The sequence below is a fragment of the Chryseobacterium sp. CP-77 genome, assembly GCF_036362765.1.
Lineage (GTDB): Bacteria > Bacteroidota > Bacteroidia > Flavobacteriales > Weeksellaceae > Chryseobacterium > Chryseobacterium cupriresistens.
Map to the genome: position 1 here is coordinate 3,012,089 of NZ_CP143637.1, position 20,499 is coordinate 3,032,587.

Annotated in this window: 10 protein-coding genes, 2 tRNA genes and 2 rRNA genes; 8 read left to right on the top strand and 6 right to left on the bottom strand. The window is 38.6% G+C overall.

Annotated elements, in window-relative coordinates:
* Nucleotides 1-6: 6 nt before the first annotated feature.
* The 7 genes from V0410_RS13405 to V0410_RS13435 all read left to right on the top strand — a co-directional run bounded on the left by V0410_RS13405 (nt 7) and on the right by V0410_RS13435 (nt 9,463).
* Complete coding sequence (locus tag V0410_RS13405; protein ID WP_330744026.1) at nt 7-1,527, top strand: SusD/RagB family nutrient-binding outer membrane lipoprotein; 1,521 nt, start codon at nt 7-9, stop codon at nt 1,525-1,527.
* Nucleotides 1,528-1,610: 83 nt separating this feature from the next.
* A complete protein-coding gene (locus V0410_RS13410) occupies nt 1,611-3,956 on the top strand; it encodes a phosphocholine-specific phospholipase C (RefSeq protein ID WP_330744027.1) in 2,346 nt (781 codons plus the stop codon).
* A gap of 173 nt (nt 3,957-4,129) precedes the next feature.
* The gene (locus V0410_RS13415; protein ID WP_330744028.1) at nt 4,130-4,708 is read left to right on the top strand and encodes a hypothetical protein; all 579 of its coding nucleotides are present in this window, start codon (nt 4,130-4,132) and stop codon (nt 4,706-4,708) included.
* 104 nt (nt 4,709-4,812) lie between these two features.
* Nucleotides 4,813-5,613, top strand: coding sequence for a WxL protein host-binding domain-containing protein (locus V0410_RS13420; RefSeq protein WP_330744030.1), 801 nt, complete (start codon nt 4,813-4,815; stop codon nt 5,611-5,613).
* Nucleotides 5,606-8,359, top strand: coding sequence for a COG1470 family protein (locus V0410_RS13425; RefSeq protein ID WP_330744033.1), 2,754 nt, complete (start codon nt 5,606-5,608; stop codon nt 8,357-8,359). The genes V0410_RS13420 and V0410_RS13425 overlap by 8 nt, the downstream gene beginning before the upstream one ends.
* Nucleotides 8,356-8,889 (top strand): hypothetical protein, encoded by a 534-nt coding sequence (locus V0410_RS13430; RefSeq protein WP_330744035.1) that lies wholly within the window; start codon nt 8,356-8,358, stop codon nt 8,887-8,889. Before V0410_RS13425 ends, V0410_RS13430 begins: the two co-directional genes overlap by 4 nt.
* 7 nt (nt 8,890-8,896) lie before the next feature.
* The gene (locus tag V0410_RS13435) at nt 8,897-9,463 is read left to right on the top strand and encodes a hypothetical protein (protein WP_330744037.1); all 567 of its coding nucleotides are present in this window, start codon (nt 8,897-8,899) and stop codon (nt 9,461-9,463) included.
* Between the two features lie 136 nt (nt 9,464-9,599).
* On the opposite strand, the gene V0410_RS13440 is transcribed toward V0410_RS13435, so the two are convergent.
* Together V0410_RS13440 and V0410_RS13445 are read right to left on the bottom strand one after the other, a co-directional pair.
* Nucleotides 9,600-11,495 carry a SusD/RagB family nutrient-binding outer membrane lipoprotein gene (locus tag V0410_RS13440; RefSeq protein WP_330744039.1) on the bottom strand — a complete coding sequence of 632 codons (1,896 nt, stop codon included), beginning with the start codon at nt 11,493-11,495 and terminating at the stop codon, nt 9,600-9,602.
* 15 nt (nt 11,496-11,510) lie between these two features.
* The gene (locus tag V0410_RS13445; RefSeq protein WP_330744041.1) at nt 11,511-14,408 is read right to left on the bottom strand and encodes a SusC/RagA family TonB-linked outer membrane protein; all 2,898 of its coding nucleotides are present in this window, start codon (nt 14,406-14,408) and stop codon (nt 11,511-11,513) included.
* Nucleotides 14,409-15,489: 1,081 nt separating this feature from the next.
* Between V0410_RS13445 and V0410_RS13450 the strand changes: the two genes are divergently transcribed.
* Nucleotides 15,490-16,485, top strand: a complete 996-nt coding sequence (locus V0410_RS13450) for an IS110 family transposase (protein ID WP_330744043.1) — start codon at nt 15,490-15,492, stop codon at nt 16,483-16,485.
* 486 nt (nt 16,486-16,971) lie between these two features.
* Here V0410_RS13450 and rrf read toward each other — a convergent pair.
* The 4 genes from rrf to V0410_RS13470 all read right to left on the bottom strand — a co-directional run bounded on the left by rrf (nt 16,972) and on the right by V0410_RS13470 (nt 20,352).
* Nucleotides 16,972-17,079: ribosomal RNA gene (gene rrf, locus V0410_RS13455) — 5S ribosomal RNA — on the bottom strand.
* Between the two features lie 136 nt (nt 17,080-17,215).
* Nucleotides 17,216-19,970: ribosomal RNA gene (locus tag V0410_RS13460) — 23S ribosomal RNA — on the bottom strand.
* A 153-nt stretch (nt 19,971-20,123) separates the two neighbouring features.
* A tRNA-Ala gene (locus tag V0410_RS13465) sits at nt 20,124-20,197 on the bottom strand.
* 81 nt (nt 20,198-20,278) lie between these two features.
* Nucleotides 20,279-20,352, bottom strand: a tRNA-Ile gene (locus tag V0410_RS13470).
* Nucleotides 20,353-20,499 lie beyond the last annotated feature (147 nt).

A 20,499-nucleotide genomic window follows, 5' to 3' on the forward strand; every position in this document is an offset into this window, starting at 1 on the left:
AAGACAATGAAAAATACTATAAACAAAATGAAAGCGCAAAAAGGTAAAACGGCAAAATGGCTGATGAAATCTCTGTTTGCTGCAGGATTCCTTACCTTGGCTTCATGCGAATCCAACCTTGATACCATCAATGAAAATCCTAATGACCAGGCCAGCATTGATCCTAAATACCTTTTGACCTACGTAGAAAAATACACTTTCCAGGTAAATGGAGATAATATGTATGCCTCAAGGATGATGATTGGTACCGATGGTGAAAATTCATATCAGTATATGAAATGGAATGATGCTTCTTTTGAAGTTTATACCAAAGGGCTGTTAAATACAGGGAAGATGATGCAGGAAGCAGAGAAAAGAGGAAATAAAAATTATCTGGCCATCGGAAAATTCTTGAGAGCCTATCATTTCTTCAATATCAGTTTAAAAGTCGGAAGCGCTCCTTATTCTGAAGCAGCCAAAGGTGAATCCGGAATTACACAGCCTAAATATGATTCACAGGAAGCCATCATGTCCGGAATTTTATCAGAGCTCAAAGAAGCTAATGATCTTATTAATACCAGCGACAAAATTGAAGGTGACATTGTATACAACGGAGATGCTTTAAAGTGGAAAAAACTGATCAACTCCTTCCGCCTGAAAATTCTTATTACTTTATCTAAAAAAACCACAGTAGGCAATTATAATATCGCTACAGAATTTGCTTCCATTGCAGGAAGCCAGTCTATCATGACTTCCATTGCTGATAACGGTGAACTTAAGTTTGCTGATGCTGCAGACAGCCGATACACCATGTTTAACAACAGTGGATATGGTTCTAGTTTGTATATGGCAGATTATTTTATCAATATGTTCAAAGACAGGCATGACCCGCGTCTGTTCACCTTTGCGGCACAAACTACCGGAGCGAAGGAAGCCGGAAAAGCAATTACAGATTATACAGGATATAACGGAGGAAATCCTACTTCTCCCTATTCTGATAATGCTGCTTTGATCACTGCAAAAAATATTTCTAAAGTAAACGACCGTTTTTATAAAGACCCTACTAACGAACCTGCTTCTGTACTAAGTTATTCAGAACTTGAGTTTATCCTGGCTGAAGCTGCGGCCAGAGGATGGATTTCCGGATCTGCCAAAACACATTACGACAATGCTGTTAAGGCAAGTTTCAATTTTTATCAGACTTATGTAAAAAATCCGGGACAATATTTCTCAGGCTTTGATGTAAACCAATATCTTGCAACTCCTTTGGTAGTGTATAATGATGCTGATCCTTTACAGACACAGCTCGAAAAGATCATGACTCAAAAATACATGACGATGTTCCATCAGGCACAGTGGACTTCTTATTATGATTATCTGAGAACTGGCTATCCAAATTATCCTTTAAAAACAGGAGTTCCGGCGCCTTTCAGGTTCAGATATCCGCAGTCTGAATATAATTACAACAGCAATAATTTAAAAGCTGCTTTAAACGCTCAGTACGGAGGAAATGATAATATCAACTCCAAACCCTGGTGGTTACAATAAAAATCTGATTATTTTTATATAAAAACAAAGAAACCGCAGGAAAATCCTATTAACTTGCGGTTTCTTTCTTATTACGATTGAACATGAACAGAAGAGAATTTTTAGAAAAATCAAGTCTTTTATTAGCGGGATTAGGAACGTCAGGAGTTCTGCATCCTTCCATTTTAAAAGCTTTAGCCATTGATCCGGCTGCCCAGTCTACATTTTATGATGCAGAACATGTTGTGATCCTGATGCAGGAGAACCGTTCATTTGATCATGCTTTTGGCGCTCTTAAGGGAGTAAGGGGCTTTTTAGATAAAAGAGCTTTTGTAAAACAGGATGGACATTCCGTCTTTTTCCAAAAAAATGACGAAGGGAAATATGCTTCTCCCGCCCGCCTGGATTTAAGAAATACAAAATCTACCTGGATGAGCTCTTTGCCTCATTCATGGGCAGATCAGCAGAAAGCACTGAACAAAGGGAAATTCGATCAGTGGCTTCAGGCAAAAGCCTCAGGAAATAAAGATTATAAAAATATCCCGCTGACATTAGGGTATTACAACCGTGAAGACCTTCCGTTTTATTATCAGCTGGCAGACGCCTTTACCATATTCGACCAGTATTTCTGCTCTTCACTCACCGGAACAACTCCCAACAGGCTATTCCTTTGGTCCGGAACATTAAGGGAACAGCAAAACGGAAAAGTAAAAGCCAATGTTGTTAATGAAAACATTGACTATGATAAAGCAAGGCAGGCCAAATGGAAAACCTTCCCTGAGATTTTGGAAGAACAGAATGTTTCATGGAGAATTTATCAGAACGAAATCAGTCTTCCAAAAGGAATGTCCGGCGAGCAGGAGGCCTGGTTAAGTAATTTTACGGATAACCCGATTGAGTGGTTTTCAAGATTCAATGTTAAGTTTTCAAAAGGATATTATGAAAACATTCCCAATATCATAAACTATCTGAAAAAGGAAATTGAAAAAAATCCTGATCAGAAAAAAAGACTGGAAGCCATGCTGGCTGAAGTTCAGGAAGATCAGGTGAAGTACCATCCTGACAATTATTCAAAACTTTCAAATGAAGAGAAAAACCTGCACGAAAAAGCTTTCACCACCAATGTACATGATCCTGATTACTGGAAACTGGAGATCGGAAAAGATGAAAATGGTGAAAGGCTTGTCGTTCCCGAGGGTGATGTATTATTCCAGTTCCGTAAAGATGTGGAAGAGAAAAAGCTTCCATTGGTTTCCTGGCTGGTAGCTCCGGAACATTTTTCTGATCATCCGGGATCACCATGGTACGGAGCCTGGTATATTTCTGAGGTTTTGAATATTCTCACCAAAGATCCTGAAACCTGGAAAAAAACAATTTTCATCATCAATTACGATGAAAATGACGGGTATTTTGATCATGTACTTCCTTTTGCCCCGCCGGTAAATCCAAGTCAGCCTGTTGATATGAACGGAAAAGAAGGGGTGGAATATGTGGATAAAACTCAGGAATATATGAGCAATCCTTCTTTGAAAACCTATGAAAAAGTAGAAGGAACTGTCGGATTGGGTTACCGAGTCCCTATGATCATCGCTTCTCCCTGGACGAAAGGAGGTTTCGTAAACTCTGAAGTATCGGATCACACTTCTGTACTGCAGTTTCTGGAGAATTTTATTATGAAAAAATTCAAAAAGAATGTTCATGTTGACAATATCAGCGACTGGAGAAGAGCAGTATGCGGTGATCTTACATCGGCTTTCAATTCTTCCAGTGTAAAAGTTCCTCAGATGGATTATCTTGATCAGAAGGATTATGCTAAAACCATCAATGCTGCCAAAAATAAACCGGTTCCCAACCTGAAATGGTATTCGGAAAATGAACTGAATGAAAATTTACTTGATATTCAGGAAAGAGGCTTGAAACCATCCAATCCGCTGCCCTATCATTTCCATGTCAATCTGGAAGGGGAACAGATAAAAATGACCAATTTAAAAGAGAATGGAGTTCCGCTTTTGGTATATGACAGAACTCAATTCGACAATAATAATTATCATTTTTCATATGCTTTATATGCAAAGCAAACGCTATCCCATACTGTGCATCCGGGAGCTTATGATTATGAAATTTTCGGTCCCAATGGCTTTTTCAGAAAATTTAAGGGAGATAAAACTGCAGAAACAGAGGTGATCTTGACGAATATGGTCTCAAAAAATCAGATTGAATTAATCATCAGAAATCATAAAAAGGAAAATTTTTCCATCCGTCTGGAAGATCTTTACACAAGAAGTGAAAGAACAGTTTCTGTACAAAAAACGGAAGAAAAAATCATTATTGATCTTGATAAATATAAAGGCTGGTATGATTTGAAGCTAAAATTAGACGATCATCTGTGGCACTTTGCCGGAAGAATAGAAACCGGAAAAGTTTCCGTTTCTGATCCGCATTGGGCTTAAAAACGCTTATAATATTGATAAAATACTGCACAAAGTTGTGCAGTATTTTTTTTGAGTTATTTCATCTTATAATGCATTACATATGATAAATAAGCAGTTATAAAAAAATTGTGGTATATTTTTTTCAAAACATGTTGAATTTTATTATCTTCACTTTACTAATTAACAGTGTCATGAAAAAACTAAATTTAACTATTGCAGCGTCATTATTTGCGTTTGCTCTATGCGGGAATCTGAGTGCCCAAGACCTCGCTACAGATAACCATACGGTTACCATTTCTATTCCCGAAGTTGCATTGGTAGATATTGAGCCATCAGCAACAAAAAATATTACCCTTGGATTTACAGCACCTACTGAAGCAGGAAATCCCATTATTCCAGCTGCAGCCAACACGACTTTGTGGCTTAATTATTCTTCTATCAAATCTGTGGCAGATCCTACCCGTAATGTAAGTGTAAAAATGAATGCTATCATTCCTGGAGTAGATCTTCAGGTAACTGCTGCTGCCGCCACAGGAGCAGGAGCCGGGACACTGGGAACATCTGCAGGTCTACTAACATTAAGCGCTGCTGACCAGACAATCATTTCTGGAATTGGGAGTGCTTACACTGGAAACGGAGCTAATAACGGTCACAATCTTACCTATGCAATCGCTGCAGGAAGCGGCCCCGGAGGCGTAGCAGCTTACGCAGATTTAGAGGCAACAGCCACTGTAGCAGCTACTGTTACTTATACGATATCAGATAATTAGAATTTAAATAAGGTTCTATAACTGTCCTTCAAAAGCAAGGAGAAATTGTTACTCAGTTTCTTCCTGGTTTTGTATTATTAATGTTTTAACTCCAAACTAATATCATGATAAAGCGTATCCTTATCCTGATTACCCTGATTTTGCAGTTCAGCTTTTTACATGCCGGTATTGTGATTCTCAACGGGCTTACGCATTCTTACAAAATAGAAAACGGAAAGGTGTATAAAGGAAAAGTTGCTATTGAAAACACAGGCAGCAACCCTCAAAGTGTAAAAATATTTTTACAGGATTACACCTACCATGCCGATGGAACCATCAATTATACAGTATTACGTACCAATAAACGCAGTAATGGAGAATGGCTGAAGCTTAATACCAATCTTGTTACGCTTAAAGGTAAAGAAAAGACTGAGATATTCTATGAAATAACGGTTCCCAATCAGGCAATGGATCCGGGAAGTTATTGGAGTGTGATTATTGTAGAGCCGGTAGAAGAGATAAAACCCAGCGACGGTAAGCCGGGAGTAAGTATCACTTCTGTTATACGATATGCCATTCAGGTCATTACAGATTTTGAAACAGAAAAGGCCCAGCCGGACCTTAAGTTTGAAAGTGTAAAGGTGGAAAAACAGGAGGGAAAACAAACTGTAAAGGTAGCAATAGCCAATAATGGCAATCTTTACTGTAAACCTACAGCTTCCATTGAAATCTATAACCGCAAAACGGGTGAAAAAGTGGGAACTTATTCGAGTTTAACCATGGGTCTTTTGCCAGACACCTCCAAAACATTTTACATTGATATCAGTAAATTACCCCCTGATAAATACAAAGCAGCTATTATAGCTACGGATGAAGAAGAGAATGCTTTTGCTCTCAATGTGGAATTAGAAGTAAAGAATGATTAGAAATTGGACTTTATTTATTATCATATCACTATTCCCGGTATTTATTTTTTCCCAGGAGCAACCCAACCGGTTGATCAGTAAAAAAGATAGTTTAATGCCGGGAATGTCTACTTCTATTCCCTTCACCTTAGAAAATAATTCGAAGGAAACCAAAACATATGATATTTCAGTTGTCACATCAACTTCCTCAATTAATCCTATTTTACCAAAAGGAGAATTTCAGATTTTTCCGTATGAAACATCAGTATATCTGGTTCCTCTACGCATCGCAACAGAAACAGGACAGGGTACTTATTCTGTAACTCTGAACATTATGGACCGCAGTAATGGAACAACATTTACAAAAAATTCAAAAATCGTAGTTTCCGGAAACAGAAAGCTTCTGGTTACTGCGTTGAATACCCCTGAATTTGTAAGGGCAGGAGAAACAATACGTGCTTCTTTCCTTTTGAAAAATAATGGTAATGTTACAGAAAGCATTGTTCTTGAAAGTAAAAATGCTGTAGTTGATAACGAATCATCCCTGGTTCTTGCACCCAATGAATCACAAATTATTACGATTCACAAAATAACAAGTCCTGAACTTAGCCAAAATGAATTTCAGAACCTAAATCTTTCGGTACACCCGAAGAGCCACCCCAAAGAAATTCAGGATGTCTACGCAACTACTCAGGTAATTTCAGTAAAGCCATCTGAAAACGATATTTATCACAGACTTCCTGTTGCCCTCTCCCTATCTTTTATCGGAATGCAGAATATGGGAGTTTATAATGATGGTTTTCAAGGTGAAATCTATGGTAAAGGAACACTGGATAAGGATCATAAAAACCAGATCGAATTCAGAGCGGTTACACACAATCCTGTAGAACTTAATACATTCACCCAATATGAAGAGTATTTTGTGAATTATAAAAGGGATAAATTGTTTATTCATCTTGGTGATAAAACCTATTCTTCGTCCTATCTTACAGAATTTGCAAGATATGGCCGGGGGGCAGAAATCCGCTATGATTTTAATAAAGTAAGCTTTGGGGGATTCTACAATCATCCCAGATTCTTCAGAGATATTAAAGATGAATTTAATATGTATTCAGCTTTTAAAATCCGGAGAGAGTCCGAAATTTCTGTAGGTTATCTCTACAAAACTCCGAGGAAGGAAGAAATCAGATTTGGAGATGTAAGACTTGATTCAGATGCTCATCTACCATATGCTAAAGGAAAATTCAAAGTTTCAAAAAATATCAATCTTTCCGGAGAACTGGCATATAGTACAACGAAGAACACTGATGGAACAGCTTATTTATTACAGGCAGAAGCTGTATTTAAAAAACTAAACGGAAGTCTGATGTATATGAAAGCCAGCCCTGATTTTGCCGGATATTTTACCAATACCAATACCTTTAACGGTAATATTTATTATAACATCACCAAAAAAATCAGCGTATTTGCCAATTATATGCAGGATGCCAAAAATTTCCAGAGAGATACATTGTTACTGGCTGCCCCGTACAGAAAGTATTTTCAATATGGGGTACAATACAAATATTTTCCTACTGGTTCCATCATCCTGAATAACGGTTATCAAACTTATAAAGACCGTTTGGAACCAAAACAGTTTGATTATTACGAACGTTATTTCAAGGTGAGTATTAATCAGCAAATAGGAGTTTTCCAGGTCAATCTGGATGGACAATTCGGTAAAACAGATAATTATCTGACCGGATTTAGTGGAAATTCCAGTTTTTATTCTGCAAATCTTTCATTTCAAAAATTCAGAACGTCATTTAACATCTTCGGAAGTTATGCTATAAGCTCAAGATATCAGCTTCAAAACCAGAGAAGTCTTTATTACGGAGCGAGAATCTTCAGTCAGTTTTCCAATAAGACCAGCTTAAGTATCTTTTATCAGAACAATTACATGCCCGAGGAATATTTTAAAGACAGAAATCTGTTTGAGCTTCTTTTCCATCAGCAGCTGTTTCCGGGGAACGAACTTGATCTTTCCGGAAGGTATTCACTACAAAGAGGAGAAATCGGAGATAAAGATTTTATATTTTCCATGCGTTATACCTGGCGCCCCAACATTCCTGTACAGAAAATTGCCGAGTATATTTCACTGTCCGGAAATATCAGCGGCTCAGGATTAAAAAAAACAGAAGGAATAAGACTAATGCTTGGAAGTTATCTGTCTGTTACGGATAAGGATGGAAATTATATGTTTAAAAATGTTGTTCCCGGCAACTATTTTCTTGAAATAGACCGCTCCACGACAGAAATCAATGATATTCCAACCCAGACTTTTCCTGCAGCGCTTTCATTACTTAATAAGGAAAATACTTTTAATTTCGGGTTAACAACAGCGGCGACTGTTCAGGGGCATGTTAAGTTCCTGGAAACCGGAGATAAAGATCAAAATGATTTTGGCCAGCTGCCATCTGCCAAAGGAAAGAAGAAAAAAGAAAGTATCATTGTAGAAGCTTCCAATAATGATCAGACTTTCCGCAAAGTATGCTCCATAGGAGAAGATTTTGATTTCACCTATTTGCGTCCGGGAGACTGGACTGTTAAGGTTTACCGAAATGGACTGGATAAGCGTTATAAAATTTCAACGGACAAATTTATATTTACTTTACAGCCTTCGGAAACAAAGAAAATAACGATCAATGTTGTCAAACAGCAGGTAGAAATCAAGTACCAGCAGGAATCCTTAAAAGTAGGATATAATGAAATAAAAAAGAAGAGATGATGCTAATCCGTATTATATTGTTAATGGCGTTGTGTGCTTTGTCCGGTTCTGTTTATTCTCAGACCGCAAGCACAACTGTCAGTCTAACACTGCCTGTAGTAACTTTAATGGATGTTGAACCTACAGGAAGTATCACATTAAATTTCACACCTCCTACCGAGGCTGGAAATGCTCTGGTAGCACCAACTCCCAATACATCAAAATGGATCAACTATACTTCTGCCATTTCTCCCAGCGGACTTACCAGAAGAATTACAGCCTCTGTGAATAAAGTGATCGCAGGAGTCAATATAAGACTTCAGGCCGCAGCAGCATCCGGAGCCGGTGGAGGAACGTTGGGAACATCTGCAGGACAGGTTACCCTTACTACCACTCCAACTACAATTATTAGTGGTATTGGAGGAGCTTATACAGGGAATGGGGCCAATAACGGACATGCACTCACCATTTCACTGACCACAAATACTTATGCGAATTTAGCAGCACAGGCTAATACAGCTATTGTCATCACCTACACCATCACAGAGTAAACCGAAAATGAACACTAAAAATCCCATCATAAAACCATCCCTGAAAAGATTTCTATGCGTTATTATTTTAATAATGGGAAGCAATCTTAATGGACAAACCATAAATATTACGGGAACCAGCTGGACTGCAACTGTACCCACTATTACAGAAGCCGGAACTAATTATGCCGGAACTTACAACAATCCCAGTCTATTAACATTATCAGGCCATTTACCCGGATCTTTTCTGAATCTTCTCACAAGTTCCGGGGCCAGAATCAGCATGCAGCTTGCTCCTACTTCCTGGAACAGCTCTCTGAAACTTTATGCAAAAAGAAGTGGCGGTACAGCAACAATCAATGGCCTTTGTGTTTTGTGTACGGCTACAATTAATGGCGGTACGGCTAATTATATAGAAATACCGCAAGCTAATGCCGCAACCCTTTCAACAATTACTTTTACCGGAGTTCTAGGACTTAGTAACAGTGTAGATTATTCAGGCATTAATGTACAGCTGGAAATAGGCGGCGTTTCCGTGACAATTCCTGCGACAGCATATAGTACACAGGTTGTTTTTACCATTGGAGCCAATTAAAACTCCTAGGCTAATCCATACAGTACTTTTAGCAGAAATTGAACAATACATTAAAGAGATATTCAGTCCATTTGTATCTAAAAAAACAATCCTTTTCAAAATCAGAAAAGGATTGCTTTTTAATATTTAAACTTAATTAATGTTTGGCCCACCAAAGAGGTGTCAGGACAGCATCTGTACCACCAAGTAATTGTACAGCTTTATCATATCCAGGCTGATCCGTATTTCTGAAAGTACTTGGATATCTTAATCTCTGAGGGAAATTCTGAATAGAATTTGTCATATAGTTCCCTGAGCTCAGATTAGGAAGGTTGGGCAATGGAGTTTCGATGGCTGGATTTTCAAAAAACGGCAGCCCAAGTCTTCTCTGATCATTCCAGGATTCTAACGGTAGCCAAGGCATATTGGCAATATATTTCTGGGTAATAATCTTTGTCAGTTTATCATTTTTTACCGATCCGTTCTTATAAATGGTATTCACAGGATATTTAATTTCAACAGAAACTAAGTTCCCGGTTACAGGATCTTTATATTTCATGGTATGGCTTGCTCCCGGTTCTATAATATGACTGTAAGAGACAGAAGTACCGTCACGGTTATAATCTGTTGAAGCAATATATTGACCATAGAATTGTGAAACTCCATTATAAACAAAACTTTCCTGAATTCCTTTATTATAAGCAGCTTCATCACTCATTGGAACGGTCCAGCCTTTCAATGCAGCTTCTGCCAGAAGGAAATAGGTTTCCCAGCTTGCAAAAAATATTCTTGCATTCTTACTTTCCCTGTACTGCTTACCTAAAGCCGGCATACATCCTACTACATTTCTTAAGCCGTTTCTCTGTCCTTTTACTCCCCAATTTCCAATAGTATAGGCGTTCCAGGTATTTACGGTATTTATTGTTATTTTAGAATTGTCTTCAAAAGTAAGATCTCCGTGATTGGTAGTTGCCTGGTTGGTATAAGTAGGATACAATGAGTAAACCGGGCTTGTAAGATCCCCCGGAATATAGAATGTCTTATAGGCTCTGGGATCAATTTTATTAGGTAATCCGTCCAGCCAGTATCCTGCACTTGGGTCGTTAGTCATTGTAGTGAACTGTTGATCATATTTTATACCAATATAATCAGATGCTTTTACCTGTGTATGTTGAGCTGCTGGTAATTGGTCTGTAGAATTTACTCCTCCCAGGCCAATGTATAAATTATTAAGGGTTGCTGATAAAATTTGAGAGTTCCATTCTCTGGACATTACACCTGTTAGCGCATCCCATCCTGGTTTTTCAGCAACTTTAAAATTATCTGCACTTGTAGCAATAAACATATTTGAACTTGCCGCTGCTTCAAACTCTGTTTTTGCTTTTGAAGGATCAACTTCGGCAATTCTCATGGCAATTCTCATCCTCATAGAGTTGGCATATTTGACCCATTGATTCCAATTAAACCCATACACCATATCATAGGCATTTTTATTGGATGGTACTCCTTGGGTTGTGTCCATTTTTGCGACTGCATCTTTCAATTCTTCCAAGATAAAATAATACACTTCTTTTTCAGAATTAAAAGTAGGATTCGTTCCCTGAAAAGCCTGAATAGGTTGAGGTCCGAAATTGTCCGAAAATTCACTCATTAAATAAGCTCTCCAGATTCTGGAAACCTGAATAACATTGTCATGATAAGGTTTTCCCTGCCCGGCCGCCTTTTTTTCATTAGCCAACTGAATGGCTGCATTCGCATTATTCAGCCAATCTGAAATGTATTTCCAGTATTCGGAAGTCCAGGAATCATCGTAAGTTCCACCTGCAATTCCGGTTGTCAAGTGCTGTCTTGCTGCCGTTTTCCAGTATAAAACAAAAACACGTTCTGCAATATTAGGATCCTGCTGGGCACCGAGAATTGAGTTATTTAATAAATATTCGGGTTCTGCCTTATTAGCGTCTACGGCAAACGGGTTATTATTAATGTCTTCAAAATCATTGCATGAAGTACATAGTAAACCAATCGTAAAAAATGATAAGATATATTTTTTCATTGTTTCAGTTGTTAATTAAAAGCCTAAAGTGATTGTAAATAAGTAAGATCTTGAAGTAGGAAAAGCGAGGTTTTCAAATCCTGTAGCATTAGAATTAATTGCGAATACAGATTCCGGGTCGACTCCTTTAGCTTTACTATAGATCATCCATACGTTATTGGCCGTAAAAGCTACTTTAGCACTCTGTAAGGCTAGTTTTTGGAAAATACTTTTAGGAAAATTATAAGTCAGCTGAATATTTCTTAAACGAATATTGGTAGCATCATAAATGTTTTGCTCTGTAATTCCTAAATTTCCGGATGTTACAGCTCCCCAATAATCCTGTTGAGTAATTTCTTTTGTATTTGCTGTATAACCGCCATTTCCCTCCACTACGGCATCCAAAATCATATTATCACGTTTTCCTCCGGGCGCGGTGTCTGCAGCAAGTCCGTTCGCTTGTAATGCAGCTTGTGTTGCAGAGAAAAATTTACCTCCGATTCTTCCGTCAATTAAAAATGAAAGTCCGATATTTTTATAAACAAAACTGTTTGTAAAGCCAAACAAAGCTCTCGGGGTTTGATCTCCTAAATAATATTGATCAGGCGTTGCCTGCGGTAATCCGTTTTGATCCACAATCAATTTTCCGTAATAAGGACTGCTGGTATCTTCTACTCTTAAGAATTTTGTTCCGTAAATGGCTCCGTAAGGCTTTCCTACTTCTGCGAAGAAAGCAACGTTATCAAAACCTGATAAAGGATATTTTGAAACAATTCCATCAATTTTATCGATGTTGCTTTTTAACGTTGAAAAATTGGCATTGACATTCCACACAAAGCTTTCCTTCTTAAAGATATCCGTATTCATTACGAATTCAAACCCTTTGTTATGCAACCCTCCTGAATTAATTTTCTTTTTCTCATATCCGGAAAGAGGATTTATTGGTAAATCTATCAGTTGCTCTGTCGCATTATTACTAAAATAACTTATGTCTAAAGAGACTTTGTCAAAAAACTTCATATCTGCACCGACTTCAAAACTTTTAAGCTTCTCGGCATGAAGATCTGAATTAAAAAGAATTTTATTTCTTGTTAGCACTACATGTCCGCTTGGATCTGTGGAAGCGGTATAGGTATTATATAACTGTTGGGGTTGTAAAGAATTTCCTGTAGCTGCGTATGCCGCGCGAAGCTTAGCAAATGTTAAGGCATTTAAAGTAGTACCATTTAATTTTTTCAGCATATCTGTCAAAACTAATGAAGTACTCACAGAAGAATAAAAATAAGACCTGTTATTTATATTCAAAGTAGAAGACCAATCATTTCTTGCCGTAGCATTCAGAAACCAATATCCGTCATAATTAATTTCAGCAGCAGCAAATACTGAATTAATTTTTTTCCACATATCAACTTCGGTTGTTGTAACAGAAGCAAGATCACTCGTATTAGACGTACTGAAAACATTGGCAACAACGAGATTTTGTGTGGAAAAATATAATGCTTTATCCCTGCTTTCCATCATCTGTCCATAAACTGAAAGCGATCCTCCCCATTTACCAACAATATCATCTTTTTTAGCATTAAGACTTATGATATAATTATTTTCATAAAACTTTTCCTGACCGGTAGAGTAAGAATTATTACGTCTGGATCCCGTCCAAACCCTGGTATCCGAATTTAAGGAATAGAAATCCGTTCCTAATCTTACATCTGCGCTCAGCCAGTTATTAAATTGATATTTAAGATAACCGTTTAATAAAAACCGGTCTTTTTTATCAGCGTTCAATGCATTATAGGCGGTCCAATAGGGATTAATTCCATTTGAGGTTATCCAGCGCGATGTCACTCCATTTTGCATCTGCCCCTCACGATAATCTCTTATATCAACATTTTGAGGCATCAGAAGGATTCCCGGGTAGTAATTCCCGTCACCTTGCCCTGCAGAGGGTCTGTTTGTACCTTTAACACTCATATACTGAGCTTTCACCTCAGTTGTCCATCTTTTATTAGCCCCAAAATTAGAATTCATTTTCGCCATAAAATTGAACCTCTCATATTTTGAGTTCGGAATCTGGCTATTACTGCTTAAATAATTAGCAGAAGTGTACAAACTTGATCCTTCACCAATGTTCTCCTGAAAGCTCAATGTATGCTGAGAATTAGTTCCTGTCTTAAAAAAGCTTTTTAAGTTATCGTGGACTGTCATATTTGAACCTTCAAAAGTTGGTCCCCAGGATGTTGTATTGTCGGTCCCCGTAGGATTGACCAAACCATTACTTCCTTGTGCGAAACTATGCTGCAAATCAGGTTTCATAAAAATATTTTCAAAACCTAAGCTTGTAGAATATGTAATTCCTAATCCCCCTTTTCTTTTACCGGTTTTTGTAGTAATCAAAATAACACCATTTCCACCTCTGGAACCATAAAGAGCAGAAGCAGCACCACCTTTCAAAACAGAAAGACTTTCAATGTCGTCCGGATTGATATCACTTAAACCATTACCCATATCAAGATCCGGATTCCAGAAATCGTTATTAGAATCCTTTCCATTCTGCTTAGCCTTTGATCCTAAACTATTACTTAACGGAACTCCATCTACCACAATAAGAGGCTGATTATCTCCTGTAAACGAATTAAACCCCCGCAGGTTAATTTTGGAGGAAGAACCTGGTCCAAAACTTCCTTTAATCACTTGTAACCCGGCAACTTTTCCTGCCAATGCATTGGTAACATTATTTTCTTTGGCGTCGACAAGGGTTTGTCCTTTCACATCCTGGAAAGAATATCCCAGCGCTTTTTTTTCTTTTTTTACACCATAAGCTGTAACAACTACTTCATCAATCTTTGACGCTTTAGTTGAATCACTTTGTGCATACAATCCACCGAAAAAGAATAAGGATTGGAGCAGCCCAACCTTTAAAATGGTTTTCTTCATAAAAATTAGATTTGGTATATATTTAACAATATCACTAGATATTTCAACAAATAAACGTAATTCTTATTAAATTAATATACAATCATTAATTATTTATGCTAAATCCATTAATAAAAGCAACCAAATCTTTATAATTACAATATCTTAAATCATTACTATGAGTGTAAAGCTTTTGATACTTAAATAATTAAGTGAAATCTAAAGTTAGAAGAGCTCCAGTTTGAATCTGGTACTTTGTGGGGATTGAGTTGAAGAAAATAATGGATTTGTTGAAACTCCTGCGGAGTGACAGATGGTTGGAATAAACGATAGTAGTGAAATCAAAGAAGATATCAGCTGTAAGAATGAATAATTTTATGCTGAACCGGGGTAATGATCTTCAACAGTCTTAAATATCCCTTCCCAATTGATCTAGTGGTTCCAATGACGTCTTTCTTTTTCATTTACGCCGCTTCTTTCTACTGTGTCATTCCGCAGGAATCCAGCCTCCTTTATTAGAGTCTTTATGATTCCTTTAATTCAGACGATTTAATACTATAAATTATTTGATGATACTTTGTTGAGACTCCTACCGGAGGGACAATGGATGGGATAAACGATAGCAGCGAAATCAAAGAAGATATCATATCAGCTGTAAGAGTGAATCATTTTACGCTGAACCGGGGTAATGATCTTCAACAGTGTCTTAAACATTCCTTCCAATTGATCTGATGGTTCCAATGGCGTCCTGCTCTTTCATTTGTACCGCTTCTTTCTACTGTGTCATTCCGCAGGAATCCAGCCTACTTTATTAGAGTCTTTATGATTTAAAGGTTAAAAAGCAAAAGTAATACTGGTTATCTGATAATACTTTGTTGAGACTCCTGCCTTTAGATTAGTTCTATGAAATAAATGATTACATTTAGAAAAGAGCAAGCATTTAGTTACACTATAGATTCCTTAGAATATGATTCATACTCCGATAAAGAACTAAATGCTTTTTCATCAAAAGACTTAAATAGAAATTCGGGATTTAAAGCCCATTATCAAGGTGTTAAGAATCAGATGAATTGCTCTTACATTTATAACTTAAACCAAAAGTATGGAAAAAATTGTAATAGGTATTGACATTAGTGCCAAGACACTGGATATCTGTATTAAAAAGTGTGGTTCTTATTCTTTTAATGTTATTGCCAATGAAGCTAAGGCAATCAAAGTATTCTTCAAAATTTTTCAAGAGCCGAAATCTGAGATTATAGTTTCCATGGAAAATACAGGAAGATATAATTGGGAATTATATCAGGTTCTGGAGTATTTTAATTTTAAAGTTTTTGTACTTAACCCCTTACACTTAAAGAAAAGTATAGGCTTAATAAGGGGTAAAAATGATAAAATTGATGCTAAAAGGATCTGTGAGTTCACAGAGAAACATGAAAAAGAGCTTATAGAATGGAAACCATGCTCTGATAACATAAAGAAAATTAAAGTGCTGTTTTCTGAGCGAAATTCTAAGATAAAGCTAAGAGCTTCTTTATTAAAGCAAAGACATCTTTATTCACAACTTGAAAGTATAGGATATGATTCTAAATTTTTAAAAATGAATAAAAAGGAGATTGAAGTTTTAGAAAAGCATATAGATTTTTTAGAAAATGAAATAGAACAACTCATTGATAATGACTCAGATTTATACTCCAAGAAGCAATGTATACAAAGTATTCCAGGAGTAGGAAAAGTATTAAGCTGGATGATTATTGCTAAAACAGAAGGGTTGACAAAGATTAATAACCCCAGAAAATTAGCTTGTTATGCAGGTGTGGTCCCCTTTGGCTATCAATCTGGAACATCAATAAAATGTAAACCTAAGCTTTCTTATTATGCGGATAAATCATTGAAAACAGTACTTCATATGGCTGCAATGAGAGCTGTGAGACTAGAAAATGATTTAAAAATATATTATCACAGAAAAATAAGTGATGGTAAAAACAAAATGGCAGTTTTAAACGCTGTGAGAAACAAAATTATTCATAGAATTTTTGCAATAATCAGAACAGGGAAACTTTATGAAAAAAACTATAATAATTCTTTGTTTTTGTCATAGAAATCGGAGTGACAATGGGTGGAATAAACGATAGTAGTGAAATCAAACAAGATATCAGCCATAAGAATGAATAATTTTATGCTGAACCGGATAATGATCTTTCAACAGTGTCTTAAACATTCCTTCCAATTGATCTAGTGCTTCCAATGGCGTCTCTCTTTTTCATTTACACCGCTTCTTTCCACTGTGTCATTCCGCAGGAATCCAGCCTCCTTTATTAGAGTCTTTATGATTCCTTTAATCCAGACGATTTAATACTGTAAATTATTTGATGATACTTTGTTGAGACTCCTACCGGAGTGACCATTGGAGGGTGTACTGTCCGTTATCATTGATAAGTGATCAATGATGGATGATAGATGATGAATGATAAGTGATGAATGATGAATAATCGATGTATTACTCATTACTCATACATTGAGCTGGGTATAAAACAAAAAAAATCCTTTATCGTTATGATAAAGGATTTTTTAAAAATAAAATAAAAACTGGCGGCGGCCTACTCTCCCGCGTTAGCAGTACCATCGGCGCTGGTGGGCTTAACTTCTGTGTTCGGAATGGGAACAGGTGAGCCCCACCGCTAAAACCACCCTAAAGAAGGTATATAGCTTTAAGCATCAGGCTTGAAGCCTTAAGCTTATTGCGTTTTAAGCGATAAAAACTTTCACAAAGACAAAACCTTCGCTGCGCATAAAGAACTTGTCATTTATTATATGATATAGCAACCAAAGGCTATAAATCTACGGGTAATTAGTACTACTTGGCTATGACATTACTGTCTTTACACCTATAGCCTATCAACGTCGTCATCTACAACGACCCTTAAAAGATGTCTCATCTTGAGGCGAGTTTCGCACTTATATGCTTTCAGTGCTTATCTCTTCCAAACGTAGCTACTCAGCGGTGCACCTGGCGGTACAACTGATACACCAGAGGTTTGTTCAATTCGGTCCTCTCGTACTAGAATCAAGCCCTCTCAAACATCTAACGCCCGCAATAGATAGAGACCGAACTGTCTCACGACGTTCTGAACCCAGCTCGCGTGCCACTTTAATGGGCGAACAGCCCAACCCTTGGGACCTTCTCCAGCCCCAGGATGTGACGAGCCGACATCGAGGTGCCGAACCTCCCCGTCGATGTGAGCTCTTGGGGGAGACTAGCCTGTTATCCCCGGAGTACCTTTTATCCTATGAGCGATGGCCCTTCCATACGGAACCACCGGATCACTATGTCCTGCTTTCGCACCTGATCGACTTGTTGGTCTCACAGTCAAGCACCCTTATGCCATTACACTCTACGCACGGTTACCAAGCGTGCTGAGGGTACCTTTGAAAGCCTCCGTTACTCTTTTGGAGGCGACCACCCCAGTCAAACTACCCACCACGCAATGTCCTTCTGAAAGAAGTTAGGCTCCAAGTAAGTAAAGGGTGGTATTTCAACGTCGGCTCCACAAACACTAGCGTGCCTGCTTCAAAGCCTCCCACCTATCCTACACATTACTTACTCAAAGTCAATACGAAGTTATAGTAAAGGTTCACAGGGTCTTTTCGTCCCATTGCGGGTAATCGGCATCTTCACCGATACTACAATTTCACCGAGCTCGTGGCTGAGACAGTGCCCAGATCGTTACACCATTCGTGCAGGTCGGAACTTACCCGACAAGGAATTTCGCTACCTTAGGACCGTTATAGTTACGGCCGCCGTTTACTGGGGCTTCAGTTAATGCCTTCGCTTACGCTAAGCACCTTCCTTAACCTTCCAGCACCGGGCAGGTGTCAGACCCTATACAGCATCTTTCGATTTAGCAGAGTCCTGTGTTTTTGATAAACAGTCGCCTGGGCCTCTTCACTGCGGCCACCATTGCTGATGGCGTCTCTTCTTCCGAAGTTACGAGACTATTTTGCCTAGTTCCTTAGCCACGACTCACTCGAGCACCTTAGGATTCTCTCCTCGACCACCTGTGTCGGTTTTGGTACGGGTTGCTTCACTTCGGCTTTTCTTGGATCAGATTACACTACAGCAGCTTCGCCCGAAGGCTAGGCCTTGACTATTCCGTCAGTCTCCAGCAGCTACATCCAACCGTCCCCTTTTATTGTGAGCAAGTATGGGAATATTAACCCATTGTCCATCCACTACCCCTTTCGGGTTCGCGTTAGGTCCCGACTAACCCTCAGCTGATTAGCATGGCTGAGGAAGCCTTGGTCTTTCGGTGAGCAGGTTTCTCGCCTGCTTTATCGTTACTTATGCCTACATTTTCTTTTCTATCCGCTCCACAATACCTCACAGTACTGCTTCGGCGCAAATAGAATGCTCTCCTACCAGATATATCTAAAATATAAATCCATAGCTTCGGTAATATGTTTATGCCCGATTATTATCCATGCCGGACCGCTCGACTAGTGAGCTGTTACGCACTCTTTAAATGAATGGCTGCTTCCAAGCCAACATCCTAGCTGTCAATGCAGTCCAACCGCGTTGCTTCAACTTAACATATATTTGGGGACCTTAGCTGTTGGTCTGGGTTCTTTCCCTCTCGGACATGGACCTTAGCACCCATGCCCTCACTGCCGCAGAACATTTATTAGCATTCGGAGTTTGTCAGGAATTGGTAGGCGATGAAACCCCCGCATCCAATCAGTAGCTCTACCTCTAATAAACTTATATACGACGCTGCACCTAAATGCATTTCGGAGAGTACGAGCTATCTCCCAGTTTGATTGGCCTTTCACCCCTACCCACAGGTCATCCGAAGACTTTTCAACGTCAACCGGTTCGGTCCTCCACTCTGTGTTACCAGAGCTTCAACCTGCCCATGGGTAGATCACAAGGTTTCGCGTCTAATCCTACTAACTATACGCCCTATTCAGACTCGCTTTCGCTCCGGCTCCGGTACTTAATACCTTAACCTCGCTAGTAAAATTAACTCGTAGGCTCATTATGCAAAAGGCACGCCGTCACAGCATTACGCTGCTCCGACCGCTTGTAGGCGTACGGTTTCAGGTTCTATTTCACCCTTCTATTCGAAGTGCTTTTCACCTTTCCTTCACAGTACTTGTTCACTATCGGTCTTTCAGGAGTATTTAGCCTTGGAGGATGGTCCCCCCATATTCAGACAGGATTTCACGTGTCCCGCCCTACTCATTTATCATCTTATTATGCCTTTCGAGTACAGGATTATCACCTTCTACGATTGTTCTTTCCAGAACATTCCTCTAAACATAAAAAGACTTTTGGGCTAATCCGCTTTCGCTCGCCACTACTTACGGAATCTCTTCGATTTCTTTTCCTCCGGGTACTTAGATGTTTCAGTTCTCCGGGTTTGCTCCTCTTACGAGGTGACATATCTTCAATATGCCGGGTTGCCCCATTCGGATATCTGCGGATCAATTCGTGTGTGCCAATCCCCGCAGCTTTTCGCAGCTTACCACGTCCTTCGTCGCCTCTGAAAGCCTAGGCATCCGCCATACGCCCTTAACGATTTCTTTCCTATTGGTTACTCAAGCGCTTTATGCGCTCGGTTTTCTCTTTGTGATGTCTTTACCGTTAATGTCAATGATCTTAATTTCTTCTTTTCCAACTGATGAACAAATGTTGTTTTTGGCTCCATTCGTAACTTTTAAATCAGTCTTCCAAAACTGTGGAGAATAAGGGAGTCGAACCCTTGACCTCCTGCGTGCAAGGCAGGCGCTCTAGCCAGCTGAGCTAATTCCCCTCTAGGTGCTGCAGGCTTTACGCTATAAGCTTTAGGCGTATTGCCTACTGCTTCCAGCTTAATGCTTACCGCTTTAATTAGTAGTCTCGGGCAGGCTCGAACTGCCGACCTCTACATTATCAGTGTAGCGCTCTAACCAGCTGAGCTACGAGACTGTCTTTTAGACGTAAAAGATGATAGACTGATTGATAATAGACTAATTTCTTCGTCTTTCTCTCTCTGCTTTTATCTTCTTTGCCTCTCTCAATCCCTTTACTAATTTCTAGTGGGTTTTGTATTTTTATATAGCAACCAAACAAAAA

Coding starts and splice junctions, on each gene's coding strand:
- V0410_RS13415 (WP_330744028.1), top strand. CDS start 4,130: ATGAAAAAACTAAATTTAACTATTGCAGCGTCATTATTTGCGTTTGCT.
- V0410_RS13425 (WP_330744033.1), top strand. CDS start 5,606: ATGATTAGAAATTGGACTTTATTTATTATCATATCACTATTCCCGGTA.
- V0410_RS13410 (WP_330744027.1), top strand. CDS start 1,611: ATGAACAGAAGAGAATTTTTAGAAAAATCAAGTCTTTTATTAGCGGGA.
- V0410_RS13450 (WP_330744043.1), top strand. CDS start 15,490: ATGGAAAAAATTGTAATAGGTATTGACATTAGTGCCAAGACACTGGAT.
- V0410_RS13445 (WP_330744041.1), bottom strand. CDS start 14,408: ATGAAGAAAACCATTTTAAAGGTTGGGCTGCTCCAATCCTTATTCTTT.
- V0410_RS13440 (WP_330744039.1), bottom strand. CDS start 11,495: ATGAAAAAATATATCTTATCATTTTTTACGATTGGTTTACTATGTACT.
- V0410_RS13420 (WP_330744030.1), top strand. CDS start 4,813: ATGATAAAGCGTATCCTTATCCTGATTACCCTGATTTTGCAGTTCAGC.
- V0410_RS13405 (WP_330744026.1), top strand. CDS start 7: ATGAAAAATACTATAAACAAAATGAAAGCGCAAAAAGGTAAAACGGCA.
- V0410_RS13435 (WP_330744037.1), top strand. CDS start 8,897: ATGAACACTAAAAATCCCATCATAAAACCATCCCTGAAAAGATTTCTA.
- V0410_RS13430 (WP_330744035.1), top strand. CDS start 8,356: ATGATGCTAATCCGTATTATATTGTTAATGGCGTTGTGTGCTTTGTCC.